Here is a 16919-nt window from a genome sequence, read left to right on the forward strand (position 1 = left end):
GGCGGCCGCACTGACCGGCCGTCAGGCGACTGGTGCTGCCGCCGCCCCGGGCCGGATCGGGGCGCCGAGCACCCGCCGGGTCAGTCGCTCGGCCACGGCGGCGACGAAGGTGCGCGGGCGGCGCGGCGCGAGGTGCGCGCCCAGCGCGTTGGTGAGGCCGGGCGTCACGTACGCACGGTTCCGGTCGAGGGCGCGCAGCGCGGCCCGGACCACCGGCTCCGGGGTGGTGAACGAGCCCGTCACGGCGGCCTCGCGGGTGCCGATCGCCTCGAAGAAGCCGGTCTCCACCGGGCCGGGGCAGAGGGTCAGCACCTTGATGCCCCGGCCGCGATACTCCTGGCGGAGCGCGAGGCCGAAGTTGAGCACGAAGGTCTTGGACGCGCTGTAGACGGCGAAGTACGGCGAGGGCTGGAAGGCCGCGACCGAGGCCACGTTGAGCACCGCGCCGGAGCCCTTGGCCAGCATGCCGGGCAGCAGCTCGTGGGTGAGGTCGACCAGGGCGACCACGTTGACCATCAGCTGGTCGTGGTCGCGCTGCCCGTCCGTCTCCTCGAACCGGCCGCAGCTGCCGAAGCCGGCGTTGTTCACCAACAGGTCGACGGTCAGGCCGCGTTCGGCCAGCTCGGCGGCGATCCGGCGGGCGGCGTCGGGGCGGGCGAGGTCCTGCACCACCACCTCGGCCCGGATGCCGTGCTCGGCGCGGAGCCTGGCCGCGAGCTGCTCCAGCCGGTCGGCGGAGCGGGCGGTGAGGATCAGGTCGTGCCCGCGCGCGGCGAGCTGGGCGGCGAACTCGGCACCGAGGCCGGAGGAGGCGCCGGTGACCAGGGCGGTCGTGCTCATGGGGGTTCTCCTGGAGTCGATGGGAGCCGAGTGGAGTCGATCCGCTATCTGCAACACAAGAGTAGCTTTTTCTTCTGGAACTGCAACAGTGATGATGCAGATGGCTCGTGTGTATGGTTCCCGGAGAGGGTGCAGAGGAAGAGGAGCGCATGAGCAGCAGTACGACGGGCCGCCCGCTGCGGGCCGACGCCGAGCGCAGCGTGCGCGCCATCCTGGAAGCCGCCGAGCGGGTGCTGACGGAGAATCCGACCGCCTCGATGGAGCAGATCGCCGAGGCCTCCGGCCTGGCCAGGACCACGGTGCACCGGCGCTTCAGCAGCCGGCAGGCGCTCGTCGACGCCTTGGCCGCCTCGGCCGCCCGCCAGCTCGCGCAGGCGATCGAGGAGGCGTACCCCGAGGACGCCCCGCCGCTGGTCGCGCTGCACCGCGCCACCGCCAACGTCCTCCGGGTGAAGGGCGCCTGGAGCTTCGCGCTCGGCCCCGCCGCCGCCCAGAGCGCCCAGGCCGCCGAGCTGCACGAGCAGATCGACCACCGCTGCCTCGAACTCCTCGACCGGGCCCGCACCGGGGGCGTGTTCGCCCCCGACGCGGACCTGGACTGGATCCGCCGGGTCCTCTACGCCCTGATCGGCGAGTCCCTGCACGGCGCCGCTCCGGCCGGGTCCGACGCCGGGTCCGACGCCGACCCCGAGGCGCTGGCGGCCAGGATCGTCGGCACCCTGCTGCACGGCCTCGGGGCCTGATCGTCCGAGGCCGGCCTGGCTACGGTGCGGTACGGGTGATGGTCAGGATGCTGGACGGGACCCGGGCCACCAGCCGCAGGTCGAACCCGCTGTCGGCGAGCGTCCCGATCGACTCCTTGGGGCCTGCCGGGTCGGCCGCGAGCGCGAACTGCTCCGCGACCCAGGCCCGTGGCCGGGGCGTCGCGGTGCCGTTGAAGGCGATCTCGGCGCACTCGGCCAGGGTGGCCGCGACCTGGGGCGAGACGGAGTTCTCGGCCATGCACTCGACCCGCTGTGCGAGGCCGTTCTCGTCCACGGCCACCCGGACCCAGAGCGTGAACCCCTCCGGCAGGACCTTCTTCGCCTCCACCCGGGCGGTGCCGCGGGCCGAGTTCCGCTCGACCACCAGCCCCCAGCGGGTGGCGATCCGCCCCATGATCTCGTCCGCCCCGATCCCCGGAAACGGCGGCGAGCTCCGGACGGTGGGCGACGCGGACGGTGAGGGCGTGGCACTCGGCGGCGCCTGCACGGGCACCGGCGTGGACGTACAGCCGCCCAGGCCGAGCGCCACGCACGTCATCAGCCCCCCGAGACGGAGGACGGTGCCCCGCTTCGCCTCTGATGTGTGATCAGTCATGAGCGGTAACCCTAGTGCCGCCCATCGCCCCCGGCGCGTGGTGTTGGCGGGGGCGTGTGATGTGGGGTGCGCGCCGGGGGTGTTTGTGTGCGCGCCGGTTGGTGGGAGGGATGGGTCCGGTGTGGGGCACGAGGGGTGCTTGCGGCCCTGGGGTGGGGTTTTGTGCGGTGGGGAAGGGCGCGGGCCGGGCCGGGGTGGGAATTCCGAAGAGTGTTCGGGCCCATGTGGGCGATGGACTTGGCTGCCGGGGGCCGATTACAACGAGGGGCGTTCATGTGAATACCCGTCAGTTGTCGAGCAGTCCCGTGAAGCAAGGACCCCTGATGCCCATACCTGTTGCCCTGCGCCGCTACTCCGCCGGACTGACGGCCCTGGTGCTGGCCGTGTCGGCCGCCGGTGCCGTCACCCTGGCCACGGCGGGGGCCGCCCAGGCCGCGCCGGAGGCCGGTCTGCTCTACGTGGCCAACTCCGGTACGAACGACGTCTCGGTGATCGACACCGGGACCGGGACGGTCACCGCCACGATCCCGGTCGGCACCACCCCGCGCGGGATCGCGGCGGCGCCGGGCGGTGCCCGGGTGTACGTCGCCGACAGCGGGTCGAACGCCGTCTCGGTGATCGACACCGCCAGCAACACCGTGACCGCCACCGTCCCGGTCGGCAGCGGGCCCAACGGCGTCGCGGTCGCCCCCGACGGGAGTCGGGTCTACGTGGCCAACTTCAACTCGGCCAGTGTCTCGGTGATCGACACCGCCGCCAACACCGTGACCGGCACCGTCCCGGTCGGGTCACTGCCGTTCAACCTGGCGGTTGCCCCCGACGGCAGCCGGGTCTACGTCGCCAACTCCGACGACGACACCGTCTCGGTGCTCGACACGGCCGCCAACGCGGTGACCGCGACCGTCCGGGTGGCGGCGGTGCCGGAGGCCGTCGCCGTCAGTCCCGACGGGGGCCGGCTCTACGTGGGCGGCTACAACAGCGCCACCCTGAGCACCGTCGACACCGCGACCAACACGGTCGTCTCCACCCTCGCGGTCGGTCCGGGCACGAACGCGGCCGTGGTCTCGCCGAACGGTGCCGAGCTCTACCTGGGCAGCTTCAACGCCCCCAGCAACCTGACGGTGGTCGACACCGCCGCCAACACGGTCACGGCCGGGATCGCCGCGGGCAAGGTGCGCGGCGTCGCCCTCGACCCGAGCGGCGCCAACCTGTACGCCACCAACTTCCCGGGCGACCGGGTCTCCTTCGTCGACACCGCCACCAGGACCCTCACCAGCTCGGTCCAGGTCGGCACCGACCCGTACGGTCTCGCCTACGTCAGCCGATCCGTCACCCCGGTTCCGGTTCCGGTGGTGGGTGGGATCAGTCCGGCGAGTGGTCCGGCTGCGGGTGGGACTGTGGTGTCGGTCAGTGGCTCCGGGTTCACGGGAGCGACTGGGGTGAAGTTCGGTGCGGTGGCGGCGACTTCGTTCACGGTCGACTCTGCGGGCAGCCTGACGGCGACTGCTCCGGCGGGTTCGGGAACGGTTGATGTCACCGTGACGACCCCGGCCGGTACGAGTGCGACGAGCGCGGCTGACCGGTACTCGTATGTTGCGGCTCCGGTTCCGGTTCCGGTGGTGGGTGGGATCAGTCCGGCGAGTGGTCCGGCGGCGGGTGGGACTGTGGTGTCGGTCAGTGGCTCCGGGTTCACGGGGGCGACTGGGGTGAAGTTCGGTGCGGTGGCGGCGACTTCGTTCACGGTCGACTCTGCGGGCAGCCTGACGGCGACTGCTCCGGCGGGTTCGGGAACGGTTGATGTCACCGTGACGACCCCGGCCGGTACGAGTGCGACGAGCGCGGCCGACCGGTTCACGTATGTTGCGGCTCCGGTTCCGGTTCCGGTGGTGGGTGGGATCAGTCCGGCGAGTGGTCCGGCGGCGGGTGGGACTGTGGTGTCGGTCAGTGGCTCCGGCTTTACGGGGGCGACTGGCGTGAAGTTCGGTGCGGTGGCCGCGACTTCCTTCACCGTCGACTCTGCGGGCAGCCTGACGGCCACCGCCCCGGCGGGTACGGGCACGGTTGATGTCACGGTGACCACCCCGGCCGGTACGAGTGCGGCTGTTGCGGTGGATCGGTTCACGTACGTCGCGGCCACCCGGGACGCCACGGCCCTGAGTGCCGCGCCGGTGCTGCTCTCCGCCGGTGGGGGCGGCCTGAGCGTCAACCTGGCGCTCTCCGCGACCCTCACCGACACCACCACGCACACCCCGGTCGTCGGACAGAGCGTCAAGTTCACCGTCGGCAGCAGCACCGTCTGCACCGGTGTCACCAACGCCCAGGGCACGGCCTCCTGCAGCGGGTTGGTGCCGCTGCTCACCGTGGTGCTGAACGGCGGGTACCAGGCCGCGTTCGCCGGTACGGCCGGGCTCCAGCCCGCCACCGCCCGGGCCGCGCTGATCCAGCTGGGCTGACGCCCAGGACGCAGTGGGAGCGAGGCCCCGGCCATCGGCCGGGGCCTCGTCGTCACTGCAGCGCGAGCGGGTCGCCGACGCACAGCTGCCCGGGGTGGGCGACGGTGGCGAGGGCGTCCAGGCGGGCGTCGTGGGCCTGGGTGAGGGCCTTGAGGATCTCGGGGGCGTGCGGCAGGCCGGGCTGGGCGGTGCCGGACATGACGCAGCGTTCGCTGGCCCGGACGAAGGCGAGGGCCAGGCCGGCCGGGGTGGCGGCCCGGCGGCCGAACCAGCTGTCCTCGACGAAGGGTGCGGTGCCCGGCGGGGTGCGGAGCAGGATGTTGGGGCGGAACCGGCGTTCGTCCACCACGGTGCCGGGGAGGGCCGCGCGGATCCAGTCCAGGGTGGCGGTGGTGAGCACGCTGACGGGCAGCTGGTCGAAGTGCGAAACGGTGTCCTCGCGGGCGAGTTCGACGTCGTCGCGCTGGAGGTAGGCGCGAAGGAAGGCGTTCGGGTCCGGGACGGGAGCGCCCAGCGGGTCGATCAACTCGGGGGCGGTCAGCCGGTTGCCGAGCCGGGAGCCGAGGCGGAGCAGGCCGTCCATCCGGCGGAACCGGCGGGTGTTCTTCCCGGAGCCGAGCTTTCCGGCCCCGTCCCGGACGGCGTACAGCCGGTCCCCGGCGAGCCCGCGCTCGTCCACCTCCACGGAGCCGAGCTGCTCGCCGCCGGTCGATTTGACCGGGTAGCGCCACACCCGCTCGATCACCCCGATGATCTCTGCCATGGCGGGAGCCTAGCGCCGCCGCCCGGGGATGGTCTAGACCAAGGTTCGTCAGGTGCACGACCAGTGGTGCGGACGGCCGAAAGCCGCGACCGGGCAGCGGCCCGGTCGCGGCTTCGAGCCGGAGGAGCAGGGTCAGTTGTTCCTGCCGCCGGCCGGGTTGCCGGCGCCGACGACGTTCACGGAGTTGCCGCAGACGTTGATCGGGATGCTGATCGGGATCTGGATGTTGTTGCCGGAGAGGACGCCCGGCGACCCCACCACGACGGCGGAGGCGCTGGCCCCGCCGGTGTTCACGCAGGTGTTGCCGCCACCGGCGAACTCGGGGGCGTGCTGCTGCGGTTGCTGCTGGACCGGGCCGTGTTCCTCGCACCCGGCCATGGCCGGGGCGGTGCAGGTGAGGGCAAGGGCGATGCCGAGACCGACGGTCGCCGCGAACTTCTTGGTTCGGTTCATGCCGGAAGGAGTATCCCGTTCCGGCCCCGGCGACCCGCTCGACCGCTTCCGCTCACCCGGTCGACCGGTAGGGATCACACCTGACACCGGTTCGACTGGGGCAAGTGGCCGACCCGGGAGGCGCTCTGCCGCAACGTCAGGTCCGGTCGCCCGCCGCCCCGACCGGTCGGCCCACCCGGTCAGCCCAACCGGGCCACCGCCCGTACCGGGGCGCCGTCGGCGGCGGTGAGGCGGAGCGGGAAGAAGGAGACCGCGACCGCCAGGCCGGCCGCCCGGGCGTCGAGCAGCGGGGTGAGGTCGGTGAGGTTCTCGCACAGGACGGCGCCGCCGGGGCTGCCGAGCAGGGCCCGGTGCGCGGCCAGGGTGGGGGCGTGCGGGGCGGGGTCGTGCTCGTCGGTGAGATCGGCGAGCAGCGCCGCCACCGCCGGGTCGGCCGGGCCCGGATCGGGGGTCGGGTCGATGCTCAGCGCGTCCACGCCGACGCTGCGCACCCCGGCGGCGGCGATCGCCTCGGCCGCGCCGGGGGTGAGCCAGGGGTGGGCGTAGTAGTGGTCGGTGGCCCAGTACCGGTGCCAGCCGGTGGCCAGCAGCAGGACCGCTCCCGGCTTCACCAGGTCCAGCGCGGGCGCGAGTTGGGCCGCCGTCACCCCGGTGCGGGGCGCCAGGCCGCGCAGGTCGGCGAGCACGGCGGGGCCGGTGAAGAGGCCGAGCGGCAGCCCGTCCAGGGTCGGCCAGGTGACGTCCACGTGGTACGGCGCGTCCACGTGCGTACCGGACTGCGAACCCAGGTGAAGCGCCAGCACGTTGACCCCGTCGGCGGCGGTGGTGAGCGCGGGTCGGAGCGAGACGGCCGGGTCCCCGGGGTACACCGGCATCCCGGTGGTGACCGGATGGGTGAGGTCGATCAGCGTCGGCGCCATGAGGCCATCCTGGCAGCTCACCGGCGGCGAACGGTGCGGAATTGCGCCTGGGGAATCGGGAATTCACCGTGTACGGGTCATCGGGGGGCGGCCGGACCGGGCTTCCGGAGACCGGCGGAATCGGGCCCGGACGAGTCTTGCCCGCCGATGGGGCGAACTGTAGGTTACTGGGCGTGGCCGGCGGTCGAGGGGGATTGTCACACCCTGTCCGTCGGGCCGACGGGAGTGACATATCACCGGGTCGCACCGGGTCCGACCGGACGGCAGAAGGCCTGGCCACAGGCTTTCGGAGCGGTTCCGGGAAACACCGAATTCGTGGCGGCGGGCACCGCTGCGGATTGTTCGAAGACTTACCGTCAATGCTGTTCGCGTTCTCTTGACATCCCTCCCGGTCGGCAGCCCGGCTTTCGCTGCTCGCAGACCAGTGGAATCGGTTCGCAGGTATTTCCTGCGGACGGAATTCCCGCTGGACACGGGACGGGGAGGCGAGAGGTGCTGGCCGCACACCACGCGTGGTCGAAGGACGGGCAGGAGGCCCCTGACGGGCCCCGGATCAGCCTGGCGGTGATGCACCACCCCGCCCGCGCCGCGGCGCTGCCCCGGCTGGTGGCCGCCTGCGCGCCGCTGTCCGTCCGGGCGGTGGCCGATCCGGAGCCCCTGGGCCCGCCGAGTCCGCTCCGGACCGCGAAGCGCGCCTGGGCGGCGGTCCGCCCGGGCGCCACCCACCACGTGGTGCTCCAGGACGACGTCACGCCGGTACCGGGCTTCGCCGCGCAGCTGGCCGCGGTGCTCACGGCCCGGCCCCGGGACGCGGTGGCCCTGTACGTGAACTGGAACAGCCCCTACAACGCCTATCTGGCCCGCCGGGCCGCGGTGTCGGGCGCGCCCTGGGCGCCGCTCGCCCCCCGGGAGTGGGTGCCGACCCTGGGGCTGGCCCTCCCGGCGGCGGCCGCCCTCGGGCTGGCCGAGTACCTGGCCGGTTTCCCGGACGAGTTGAAGGACGACGACGAACTGATCGTCCGCTACTGCGCCGAGGCCGGGCTGACCGTGCTGGCGGCGGTCCCCCACCTGCTGGAGCACCGGGCCGGACCGAGCCTGGCGGGCAACGGCGCGCACGGCGCCCGGCACGCGGCGGTGCCGATGGACGCCCCGCCGCCCGCCGGCCACTGGTCGGGCCCGGTCCCCGGCGGGGTCCAACCCCCGCGTACCGCCGGCGGGTTGCCCTACGCCGTCGAGCTGGTGCGGTCGCGCTGTCTGCTCCGGCTGATGCGGGAGCAGGAGCCGGTCGGGCACCCGTTCGCCTGGGCCTGGGCGGACTGGAGCCCGCTGATCGGCGCGGACCCGGCGGCGCTGCTGCGGGACTTCGAACGGGCCGCCCACCCCGCCGGGCTGCCGGTCGGCACGCTCCGCGAGGTGTGGGCCGCGAGCTGGCTGCTCGGCCACGACGCGGCGCCGGTGGCGGGCGCTCCGGCGGCCTGCGCGGCGGCGCTGCGCAGCTGGGTGCTGTCCGGGCTGGCCGAGGAGGACGCCCGCGGCCTGACCCTGGCCACGGTCGAGGCGGTCACCGGGCTGGCGCTCCAGGCGCTGGAGGCGGGGGCCAAGGCCGGTGCGGGCCGGCCGGTCCCGGCCGAGGTCGAACTGCCGCCACTGGCAAGGGTGCTGGCCGAGCGGGAGGCCCGGGCCCTGACCAGTGCGGCGCCCGAGCAGTCGCCGCCGGTCGCGGTCCGCTGCGCACCCTGCCCGGACTGCCCGGCCGGACCGCCGGAGCTGGCCCGCGCCCTGGCCCGGCTGCCGTACGAGCGGCTGCGGGTGCTGCCCGACGGTGCCGAGCCGGAGCCGGACGAGCTGGATCTCACCCTGCTGGCCTGCGAACTCCCGGACGCCCGGGCTCTGTTGGCGCTGGCCGTCCGGGCCCGCCCGGGGCAGCGCTTCGCCAGCCGGGCGGTCGCGCTCGCGAGCGGTCGCGAAGTCGGCGCCGGTCTGCGGGAGTTGGACCGGGCCGAGCGCTGGTGGGACGGCGGTCCGGCGCCGGACGGCCCGTACGTCCTCCCGGTCACGCTCCGCGCGGCCGACGACTGCACCCGGCCCCGCCTCCCGGCGCCGGACCAGCACTACCGGGCGGTCCGCCACGCGGAAGTCCTCCGGGCCCTCTGACCACCGAAACAGCGATGCAGGAAAGGGAGTTGGATGAACACCGAAGCCACGACCGTGCAGGTGCCCTGCGCGGGCGCCCGCACCGGGGAGGGCCCCGTCACCTGGGGCCAGCACGCCATCTGGCACGCGCTGCAGAAGCTGAGGCCGGGCGACCACGCCTACAACGTGCCGCTCGACGGCCCCGTCCCCGGTCTGCCGCTGGCGCAGATCGAGCAGGGCTTCAGCGGGCTGCTGCACGTCCACGACGCGCTGCGCACCCGGGTGGTGGCCGACGCCGACGGGGAGCTGCGCCAGTACGTCGACGGGGCGGGCAGCGCCCCGCTGCACCTGCGCCAGGGCACGGCCGAGCAGGCGGCAGCGGTGGGGGCGGCCCTGCGGGAGGAGCTCTGGGGGCGGGCTTTCGAGTACGCCGGCGAGTGGCCGGTCCGGTTCGGTGCGGTGGTCTCCGAGGGGCTGGTGCACCACGTGGTGGTGATCTTCTCGCACACGGCCGCCGACGCCTGGGGCCTGCCGACGCTCCAGGGCGACCTCCAGGCGCTGACCCTCGGCGCGACCCCGGCGCAGGTACGGGCCGAGGCCGCCGAGGCCGGGGTGCTGCAGCCGCTGGAGCAGGCGGCCGAGCAGGCCTCGCCCCGGGGACGGCGGCTGGACGCGGCCGCCCGCCGCCAGTGGCGGTCGGCGGCGGCCGGTGCCCGGGCCCCGAAGGCCGCCCCGCCGGCGGCGGTCGAGGCCGGGGCCCCGCGCTACCGCCGGGCCCACCTGCTCTCGCCCGCGCTGCCCGGCGCGCTGGCCCGGGTCTGCGAGACCCACCGGACCACCTCGGCGAACGTCCTGCTCGCGGCGACCGCCGCCACCATGGCCGACTGGGCGGGCACCGGCCGCTGCGGCCTCCAGCTGATGGTGAGCAACCGGTTCCACACCGGGCTCGCCCAGGCCACCGGCCCGCTCGCGATGGAGGGCTACCTGGCGATCCGGACCGAGGACGCGGCGGAGTTCAAGGACCTCCTCCCCAGGACCTGGAGCGCCTCGCTGGCCACCTACCGCAGCGCCTTCTACGACAAGCGCGCCCTGGAGGCGGACCTCGCCCCGTACGCGGAGGACGCGGGCGTCACCTTCGAGCGGTCCTGCTGGTACAACGACCAGCGGGTGGAGGCCCCCGCCCCGGCCTCGGCGGACTGGTCCCCGGCGGCCGCCGGGGAGTCGGTGCTGACCTGGGAGACCGCGACCGACCACGGCGGCACCGTCAGCTACGTCCTGCACATGGCCGACAAGCCGGACGGCCTGGAGATCGCGATGACCGGCGACACCCACCTCTTCACCCCGGCCGACATGGAGCGGCTGCTGCGGACCATCGAGGGCACCGTGCTCGACCAGGCCGCCAGCTGGGGTGGCTCACCCGCGGGCGGCTGACCTGCGGGGCGCGGACTATCGTGCCCGGTATGAGCAGTGATCAGCAGCAGACGCCACGTCGGCCCTGGGTGGTCGGAGTCTCCGGTGCGTCCGGGACGCCGTACGCGGCGGCGGTGATCCGGGCGTTGCTGACGGCCGGTGAGACGGTCGACCTGGTGGTCAGCCGGGCCGCCCGGCTGACCATCCTGGACGAGACCGGCATCTCGTTCCGGGACGCGCACTGGCGGGCCGACCTGGCGGAGTGGCTGGGCACCGGGCAGCTGGACGGCGTCCGGTACTGGGCCGCCGGTGACTTCGCCGCCGGTCCGTCCAGCGGCTCGTACCCGGCCAAGGGGATGCTGGTGGTCCCGGCCACCACCGGCGCGGTGGCCGGGATCGCGCTCGGGCTGAGCAAGGACCTGCTCCAGCGGGCCGCCAGCGTCACCCTGAAGGAGCGCCGTCCGCTGGTGCTCTGTCTGCGCGAGACACCGCTCAACGGGGTGACGCTGAAGCACCTGGTGGAGCTCGACGCACAGGGCGCGGTGGTGCTGCCGGCCGCGCCGGGCTTCTACGCCGGGGGCTCCACCGCCCGGGAGCTGGTGGACTTCGTGGCCGGCCGGGTGCTGGACGCGGTGGGTGTGCCGCACACGCTGTACCGGCGCTGGGCGGGCGAGTTGGGCGACGGGGGGAAGGTCGCGTAAGCGGCGGGGCCGGGGGAAGGTATGTTCATTGCGATATCCGGGTCGATCCAGGTGTGACGCCTTCGAATCCGGATAATGATCTGTGGGTCTGGAGAGGTTCGGAAGGACGCGGGCGGATACATGGACACGGTGGACAGACAGCTCATCCAGGCGCTCCGGGAGAACGGCCGCGCCTCCTACGCCGAACTGGGCCGCCTGGTCGGCCTGTCGGGCCCGAGCGTGACGGACCGGATCAACCGGCTGGAGCAGGCCGGGGTGATCACCGGCTACCGCGCCACCGTCAACCCGGCCTCGCTGGGCTTCGGCGTCACCGCGCTGATCGGTCTTCAGCTCACCGACGCGGCCGACCACGAGGACGTGGCGCACCGGCTCAAGGACCTCGGCGAGGTCGAGGACTGCTGGTTCATCGCGGGCGACGACTCGTACATGCTCAAGGTCCGGGTCTCCGACGTGGAGGGCCTGGAGTCGGTGGTCAAGCGGCTGTCCGGCACCAAGGGCGTGGCCAGGACCAGGACCACCGTCGTCCTCTCCACCAAGTGGGAGAACCGGGTCAGTGAACTGCCTTTGGAACCGGGGGAGTAGCGGACGATGGCACTGATCGGACTGGAAGAGCTGCGCGCGGCGCAGCAGCGCATCGCCGGGGTCGCGGTCCGGACCCCGCTGATGCCGTGCCCGTGGGCGGCCCGGGGCGACCGGGCGCTCTGGCTGAAGCCGGAGGGCCTCCAGCCGACCGGTGCGTTCAAGATCCGCGGCGCGTACAACCGGCTGTCCGCGCTGAGCGCGGCGGAGCGCGCCCGCGGCGTGGTCGCGCAGTCCAGCGGCAACCACGCGCAGGCCGTGGCGTACGCCGCCCAGCTGCTCGGCATCAAGGCCGTCATCGTGATGCCGGACGTCTCCCCGGCGGTCAAGGTCGAGAACACCCGCTCCTTCGGCGCCGAGGTGATCCTGGTCGGCCCGGGCGAGCGGGACACCATGCCCGGCGAGCTGGCCGAGCGGCACGGGTACGTCTGGGTGCCGCCCTACGACGACCCGTACATCATCGCGGGCCAGGGCACGGTCGGCCTGGAGATCGCCGAGGACGCCCCCGACGAGCTGGACACCGTGCTGGTGCCGGTCAGCGGCGGCGGCCTGATCAGCGGCGTCGCCGCCGCGCTCAAGCTGGCCTGCCCGGGCGTCCGGGTGATCGGCGTCGAGCCCGAGCTGGCGGCCGACGCACAGGCGAGCTTCCGGGCCGGCGAGCGGATCGGCTGGTCCACCGAGGAGACCTACCGGACCCTCGCGGACGGGCTGCGCACGCCCAGCGTCGGGGTGCTCCCGTTCGACCACATCCAGGCGTACGTGGACGACATCGTGACCGTCTCCGAGCAGGAGATCAAGGACACCGTGGCGCTGCTGGCCCGGCGCGGCCGACTGGTCGCCGAGCCCTCGGGCGCGGTCGCCCCGGCGGCGTACTTCCACCGCGCGGACGAGCTGGAGGGGCGGGTGTTCGGCGCGGTCGTGAGCGGTGGGAACATCGATCCGAGCCTGCTCGCCGAACTGCTCAAGGTCTAGGCGTAGGCTCGGGCAGGTCAATTCTCAAGGCACGAGGAGGCAGGTCACCGCATGGACGCAGGGCTGAAGCGTGAGCTGGAGGCGAAGGTCTACGCGGGTGAGCGGCTGACCCGCGAGGACGGCATCGCGCTCTACGAGAGCGACGACCTGGCCTGGCTCGGCGGTCTGGCGCACCACGTGCGGACCGAGAAGAACGGCGACGTGGTCCACTTCAACGTCAACCGTCACCTCAACATGACCAACGTCTGCGCCGCCTCCTGCGCGTACTGCTCGTTCCAGCGCAAGCCGGGCGAGAAGGACGCGTACACCATGCGGATCGAGGAGGCCGTCCGGCTGGCGAAGGCGATGGAGGTCGACTCGCTGACCGAGCTGCACATCGTCAACGGCCTGCACCCGACCCTGCCGTGGCGCTACTACCCGCGCAGCCTGCGGGAGTTGAAGGCGGCGCTGCCGAACGTCTCGCTGAAGGCGTTCACCGCCACCGAGATCCACTGGTTCGAGCGGATCAGCGGCCTGACGGCCAGTGAGATCCTGGACGAGCTGATCGACGCCGGTCTGGAGTCGCTCACCGGCGGCGGCGCGGAGATCTTCGACTGGGAGGTCCGCCAGCACATCGTCGACCACGAGACCCACTGGGAGGACTGGTCGCGGATCCACCGCCTGGCGCACGAGAAGGGTCTGAAGACCCCCTCGACCATGCTGTACGGCCACATCGAGGAGCCCCGGCACCGGGTCGACCACGTGCTGCGGCTGCGTGAGCTCCAGGACGAGACCGGCGGCTTCCAGGTCTTCATCCCGCTGCGCTACCAGCACGACTTCCACGACTCCAAGGACGGCGTGGTCCGGAACAAGCTGATGGCCCGCACCGAGATGGCCACCGGCGCCGAGGCGCTGAAGACCTTCGCGGTCTCCCGGCTGCTGTTCGACAACGTCCCGCACGTCAAGGTGTTCTGGGTGATGCACGGTGTCACCACCGCGCAGCTGGCGCTCAGCCACGGTGCGGACGACATGGACGGCTCGGTGGTCGAGTACAAGATCACCCACGACGCCGACAACTTCGGCACCCCGAACAAGCTGGGCCGGGACGACCTGCTCGACCTGATCCGGGACGCCGGCTTCCGCCCGGTCGAGCGGAACACCCGGTACGAGATCATCCGCGAGTACGAGGGCCCGGACCTGAACCGCCGGGAGACCCCGCAGGCCATGCGGCTCTGACTGCTCCGTCACATCGGCCCTCCGAACCGAACCGGTTCGGAGGGCCGGGTCGTGTTCCAGGTGCGCGTATGCTCACAGGCTCACCACACGCCAGGGGTTCCGTTCCGGCCCGCGGCTTTGGAAGGATCGTCCGTATGTCCGGTTCCCATCGTGCCAAGCCCCGCAGTCGGGCCGACGAGCCCGCCGTGGCGGCCAGGCCCCGCGGGCACCGGCGGAAGGCGAAGAAGAAGCGCGGCGGCCGGACCCTGATGGGCAGCACCGCGCTGCTGCTCGCGGCCGTCTCCGGCTGGTTCACCGTCGGCCCCGGCCGGTCCGCCCCCGAGGTCACCGCCGCCGGGATGCCGGACCTGCCCGCGGCCGACGCCGCGTCGCCGGCGCCCGCCGCCGCGGCCCAGGCCGGCCAGCGGACCGAGCCGCCCGCCGCCGACCGCTCCGACCGGAGCGACGGCAGCGTACTGGCCATCCCCGGGCTCGGCCCCAAGTTCACCGCGCAGATCCCCGCCGACACCCGGCAGCTGGTGGTCGCGACCGGCAAGGGCAAGGACGCTTCGGAGACCGGCGTCACGCTCTGGACCAGGACCGTCGACAACCGCTGGAAGCCCGGCGCCGCCTGGGCCGGCCACAACGCGTACAAGGGCTGGACCACCGACCACCGCCAGGGCGACCTGCGCAGCCCGATCGGCCTCTACGCGCTGACCGACGCGGGCGGCCGGAAGGCCGACCCCGGCAGCCGGCTCCCGTACGACCAGGACAAGGCCTTCGTGATCGACGGCGACGGCTTCAACGGCGAACCGCTGGCCGGCTCCTTCGACTACGTGGTGGCGATCAACTACAACCGGGTGCCCGGCACTTCGCCGCTCAGCACCAAGTACCCCGAGGGCGTCGGCAAGGGCACCGGCATCTGGCTGCACGTCGACCACGGCGGCCCCACCCACGGCTGCGTCTCGCTGCCGGAGGCGCAGATGGTCGAGCTGATCAAGGCGCTCGACCCGGCGGCGAAGCCGATGATCGTCATGGGCGACGCCGCCTCGCTGGCGGCCTGAGGCCGGTCCGGACCGGCCCGGAGGCCCGTGTGCCGCAAGGGGTGTTGTCCGTCCCCTACAGGTTCCGACCTCGGACGTTGTACCAGGGCGTCACCAACGGACCCGTCGGTAACGTTGTTGAGTGGGCGATATGACCGCCTCCCGTATCGTGTCGCTCGGCCACTACCAGCCGCCGAAGGTCCTCTCCAACGACGACCTCGCGCTCCTGGTCGACACCGACGACGAGTGGATCCGCACCCGGGTCGGCATCCGCACCCGCCACATCGCGGAGGACGAGACCCTGGTCGACATGGCCACCGAGGCGGCCCAGAAGGCACTCGCCAACAGCGGACTGCTGCCCGAGCAGATCGACCTGGTGGTGGTCGCCACCTGCACCGCGGTCGACCGCAGCCCCAACACCGCCGCCGCCGTGGCCGCCCGGCTGGGCGTCCGCTCGCCGGCCGCGTACGACATCAACACGGTCTGCTCCGGCTTCTCCTACGCGCTCGCCACCGTCGACCACGCGATCCGGGCCGGCTCGGCCACCCGGGCGCTGGTGATCGGCGCCGAGCGGATGTCCGACACCATCGACTGGAGCGACCGGACCACCGCCGTGATCTTCGCGGACGGGGCCGGGGCCGCGGTGGTCGAGGCGGTTCCTGACGAGCAGTCCGGGATCGGTCCGGTGCTCTGGGGCTCCGAGCCGGACAAGGGCGACGCCGTGGTGATCACCGGCTGGGACCCGACGATCAGTCAGCAGGGCCAGACCGTCTTCCGCTGGGCCACCACCCAGCTCGCCCCGCTGGCCCGGGAGACCTGCCGGAAGGCCGGGATCGAGCCGTCCGAGCTCAAGGGCTTCGTCGCCCACCAGGCCAACCTGCGGATCATCGACGCGATCGCCAACAAGCTCGGGCTGGCCGAGGACGCGGTGGTCGCCCGCGACGTGGTCGAGTCCGGCAACACCTCCGCCGCCTCGATCCCGCTGGCGCTCAGCAAGCTGGTCGAGAAGGGCGAGCTGCGCAGCGGCGACCCGGTGCTGCTGTTCGGCTTCGGCGGCGGGCTGGCGTACGCGGGCCAGGTCGTCCGCTGCCCGTAGCGGTTCCCGCCGCACTGCTTGCACACGCCGAAGGGGCGGCCCGCTGTGGGCCGCCCCTTCGTGGGTTTGTGCGTGCTGCGCGGTCAACGTCGGCGAACCTCCCCCGAGGACACGGCCGCCGTCCGACACGTCCCGGACAGGAAACCGGGACGGAGCACGCGGGGTGGACGGGTGGGTTACTTGGGCGGCTTCTTGCCCGTCACACCCAGGTAGACCTGGAGGGCGAGGTTGGGTTTGAGGTCCTTGACCTTCACGCCCCAGGCGGTGAAGGCCTTGGAATGCTCCGCCGCCGAGGCGAGGAGCGAGACCAGGGACCCGGAGAGAGCGGCCGGATCGACCGACTTGTCGGTCTTGGCCTGGTTGGCCTTGATGGCTTCGCCGAGCGGCCCGGCGACCGAGTTGAGGACCTTCATGCGGATCTTGAAGAACCGCTTGTCCCCTTCGGCTGCACCGAGAGTGACCACTCGGAGAATGGCATCGTTCTTGCGCCAGAAGGCGAGAAATCCGTCCACCAGGTCTTCCGACGTGGTGAAGCCGGTCTTTCCCGCCCAGGACTTTCCATCGAGGAGCTCCTTGAGCTCCACGCTGTCCTCGGCCATTTCCTCGGCGATTTCGAGGACGGCGCCCTCGACATCCGGGAAGTACTGGTAGAAGGTCGCGGGGGAGGTACCCGCCATACGGGCGACGTCGATGACCTTGACGTCCCGGTAAGGCGACGTGCTGAGCATCTCGCGGAGGCAGTCGAGCAGCTTCTGCCGCGTCTCCTGTCCGCGTCGCCCGGCGACGCGACCGTCGACGGTGCGAACTTGTCCTGTCATGCCGTCAGCTTACCGTGGCACGATCTTGGCGCGATTCGGTGATGTGACTATTACTCCAGCCGGGGTGGGGTGAGCCGACGGATATTCAGGAGCGCCGTGGTTGAACGGTGCCCCCCCGTGATCTGACGGAGCCCCAGCGTGACGGGGTGTCGGCTGAGGGATGGTCGGGTCGCACAGAGTGACCA

At 72.8% G+C, this 16919-nt stretch carries 16 protein-coding genes; 10 read left to right on the plus strand and 6 right to left on the minus strand.

From position 1 onward, the window contains the following. Window positions 1–21 precede the first annotated feature (21 nt). Complete coding sequence (locus ABT118_RS03625; RefSeq protein WP_350644619.1) at window positions 22–840, minus strand: SDR family NAD(P)-dependent oxidoreductase; 819 nt, start codon at window positions 838–840, stop codon at window positions 22–24. 149 nt (window positions 841–989) lie between these two features. Between ABT118_RS03625 and ABT118_RS03630 the strand changes: the two genes are divergently transcribed. Continuing rightward, window positions 990–1583, plus strand: a complete 594-nt coding sequence (locus ABT118_RS03630; protein ID WP_350644621.1) for a TetR/AcrR family transcriptional regulator — start codon at window positions 990–992, stop codon at window positions 1581–1583. Between the two features lie 19 nt (window positions 1584–1602). Here the strand turns inward: ABT118_RS03630 and ABT118_RS03635 are convergent, their stop codons facing one another. Next, window positions 1603–2199: a hypothetical protein gene (locus tag ABT118_RS03635; RefSeq protein WP_350644622.1), complete on the minus strand. Its 597-nt coding sequence runs from the start codon at window positions 2197–2199 to the stop codon at window positions 1603–1605. A 323-nt stretch (window positions 2200–2522) separates the two neighbouring features. On the opposite strand from ABT118_RS03635, the gene ABT118_RS03640 reads away from it, so the two are divergent. Further along, complete coding sequence (locus tag ABT118_RS03640) at window positions 2523–4652, plus strand: IPT/TIG domain-containing protein (protein ID WP_350644624.1); 2130 nt, start codon at window positions 2523–2525, stop codon at window positions 4650–4652. A 52-nt stretch (window positions 4653–4704) separates the two neighbouring features. Here the strand turns inward: ABT118_RS03640 and ABT118_RS03645 are convergent, their stop codons facing one another. The 3 genes from ABT118_RS03645 to ABT118_RS03655 all read right to left on the minus strand — a co-directional run bounded on the left by ABT118_RS03645 (window position 4705) and on the right by ABT118_RS03655 (window position 6788). Then, window positions 4705–5415, minus strand: coding sequence for an MOSC domain-containing protein (locus tag ABT118_RS03645; protein WP_350644626.1), 711 nt, complete (start codon window positions 5413–5415; stop codon window positions 4705–4707). Between the two features lie 132 nt (window positions 5416–5547). Then, entirely contained in the window at window positions 5548–5868 is a 321-nt protein-coding gene (locus ABT118_RS03650) for a chaplin (protein WP_350644628.1), read from the minus strand. A 179-nt stretch (window positions 5869–6047) separates the two neighbouring features. Further along, window positions 6048–6788: a cyclase family protein gene (locus ABT118_RS03655; RefSeq protein ID WP_350644630.1), complete on the minus strand. Its 741-nt coding sequence runs from the start codon at window positions 6786–6788 to the stop codon at window positions 6048–6050. 492 nt (window positions 6789–7280) lie between these two features. Between ABT118_RS03655 and ABT118_RS03660 the strand changes: the two genes are divergently transcribed. From ABT118_RS03660 to ABT118_RS03695, 8 genes are all read left to right on the plus strand, one after another. Beyond that, window positions 7281–8942, plus strand: coding sequence for a hypothetical protein (locus tag ABT118_RS03660; RefSeq protein WP_350644632.1), 1662 nt, complete (start codon window positions 7281–7283; stop codon window positions 8940–8942). A gap of 33 nt (window positions 8943–8975) precedes the next feature. Then, on the plus strand, window positions 8976–10352 hold the full coding sequence (locus ABT118_RS03665) for a condensation domain-containing protein (RefSeq protein ID WP_350644634.1): 1377 nt from the start codon (window positions 8976–8978) through the stop codon (window positions 10350–10352). Between the two features lie 29 nt (window positions 10353–10381). Next, window positions 10382–11032, plus strand: a complete 651-nt coding sequence (locus ABT118_RS03670; RefSeq protein WP_350644636.1) for a UbiX family flavin prenyltransferase — start codon at window positions 10382–10384, stop codon at window positions 11030–11032. A gap of 120 nt (window positions 11033–11152) precedes the next feature. After that, window positions 11153–11614, plus strand: coding sequence for an Lrp/AsnC family transcriptional regulator (locus ABT118_RS03675; RefSeq protein ID WP_057231532.1), 462 nt, complete (start codon window positions 11153–11155; stop codon window positions 11612–11614). Between the two features lie 6 nt (window positions 11615–11620). After that, on the plus strand, window positions 11621–12583 hold the full coding sequence (locus ABT118_RS03680; protein WP_350644638.1) for a threonine ammonia-lyase: 963 nt from the start codon (window positions 11621–11623) through the stop codon (window positions 12581–12583). 51 nt (window positions 12584–12634) lie between these two features. Next, window positions 12635–13798 (plus strand): aminofutalosine synthase MqnE, encoded by a 1164-nt coding sequence (mqnE, locus tag ABT118_RS03685; protein ID WP_350644640.1) that lies wholly within the window; start codon window positions 12635–12637, stop codon window positions 13796–13798. Between the two features lie 134 nt (window positions 13799–13932). Beyond that, window positions 13933–14841 carry a L,D-transpeptidase family protein gene (locus ABT118_RS03690; protein ID WP_350644642.1) on the plus strand — a complete coding sequence of 303 codons (909 nt, stop codon included), beginning with the start codon at window positions 13933–13935 and terminating at the stop codon, window positions 14839–14841. A 130-nt stretch (window positions 14842–14971) separates the two neighbouring features. After that, window positions 14972–15916 carry a beta-ketoacyl-ACP synthase III gene (locus ABT118_RS03695; protein WP_350644644.1) on the plus strand — a complete coding sequence of 315 codons (945 nt, stop codon included), beginning with the start codon at window positions 14972–14974 and terminating at the stop codon, window positions 15914–15916. A 176-nt stretch (window positions 15917–16092) separates the two neighbouring features. Here ABT118_RS03695 and ABT118_RS03700 read toward each other — a convergent pair whose 3' ends face one another. Beyond that, window positions 16093–16734: a TetR family transcriptional regulator gene (locus tag ABT118_RS03700; RefSeq protein ID WP_184918376.1), complete on the minus strand. Its 642-nt coding sequence runs from the start codon at window positions 16732–16734 to the stop codon at window positions 16093–16095. Between the last annotated feature and the right edge of the window lie 185 nt (window positions 16735–16919).

The sequence above is a fragment of the Kitasatospora sp. NPDC002040 genome (assembly GCF_040296785.1).
Classification (GTDB): Bacteria; Actinomycetota; Actinomycetes; order Streptomycetales; family Streptomycetaceae; genus Kitasatospora.

Bases quoted from the DNA above. Each gene is read 5' to 3' on its own strand.
- ABT118_RS03625 (WP_350644619.1), bottom strand. From the start codon at position 840: ATGAGCACGACCGCCCTGGTCACCGGCGCCTCCTCCGGCCTCGGTGCC.
- ABT118_RS03630 (WP_350644621.1), top strand. From the start codon at position 990: ATGAGCAGCAGTACGACGGGCCGCCCGCTGCGGGCCGACGCCGAGCGC.
- ABT118_RS03635 (WP_350644622.1), bottom strand. From the start codon at position 2,199: ATGACTGATCACACATCAGAGGCGAAGCGGGGCACCGTCCTCCGTCTC.
- ABT118_RS03640 (WP_350644624.1), top strand. From the start codon at position 2,523: ATGCCCATACCTGTTGCCCTGCGCCGCTACTCCGCCGGACTGACGGCC.
- ABT118_RS03645 (WP_350644626.1), bottom strand. From the start codon at position 5,415: ATGGCAGAGATCATCGGGGTGATCGAGCGGGTGTGGCGCTACCCGGTC.
- ABT118_RS03650 (WP_350644628.1), bottom strand. From the start codon at position 5,868: ATGAACCGAACCAAGAAGTTCGCGGCGACCGTCGGTCTCGGCATCGCC.
- ABT118_RS03655 (WP_350644630.1), bottom strand. From the start codon at position 6,788: ATGGCGCCGACGCTGATCGACCTCACCCATCCGGTCACCACCGGGATG.
- ABT118_RS03665 (WP_350644634.1), top strand. From the start codon at position 8,976: ATGAACACCGAAGCCACGACCGTGCAGGTGCCCTGCGCGGGCGCCCGC.
- ABT118_RS03670 (WP_350644636.1), top strand. From the start codon at position 10,382: ATGAGCAGTGATCAGCAGCAGACGCCACGTCGGCCCTGGGTGGTCGGA.
- ABT118_RS03675 (WP_057231532.1), top strand. From the start codon at position 11,153: ATGGACACGGTGGACAGACAGCTCATCCAGGCGCTCCGGGAGAACGGC.
- ABT118_RS03680 (WP_350644638.1), top strand. From the start codon at position 11,621: ATGGCACTGATCGGACTGGAAGAGCTGCGCGCGGCGCAGCAGCGCATC.
- mqnE (WP_350644640.1), top strand. From the start codon at position 12,635: ATGGACGCAGGGCTGAAGCGTGAGCTGGAGGCGAAGGTCTACGCGGGT.
- ABT118_RS03690 (WP_350644642.1), top strand. From the start codon at position 13,933: ATGTCCGGTTCCCATCGTGCCAAGCCCCGCAGTCGGGCCGACGAGCCC.
- ABT118_RS03695 (WP_350644644.1), top strand. From the start codon at position 14,972: ATGACCGCCTCCCGTATCGTGTCGCTCGGCCACTACCAGCCGCCGAAG.
- ABT118_RS03700 (WP_184918376.1), bottom strand. From the start codon at position 16,734: ATGACAGGACAAGTTCGCACCGTCGACGGTCGCGTCGCCGGGCGACGC.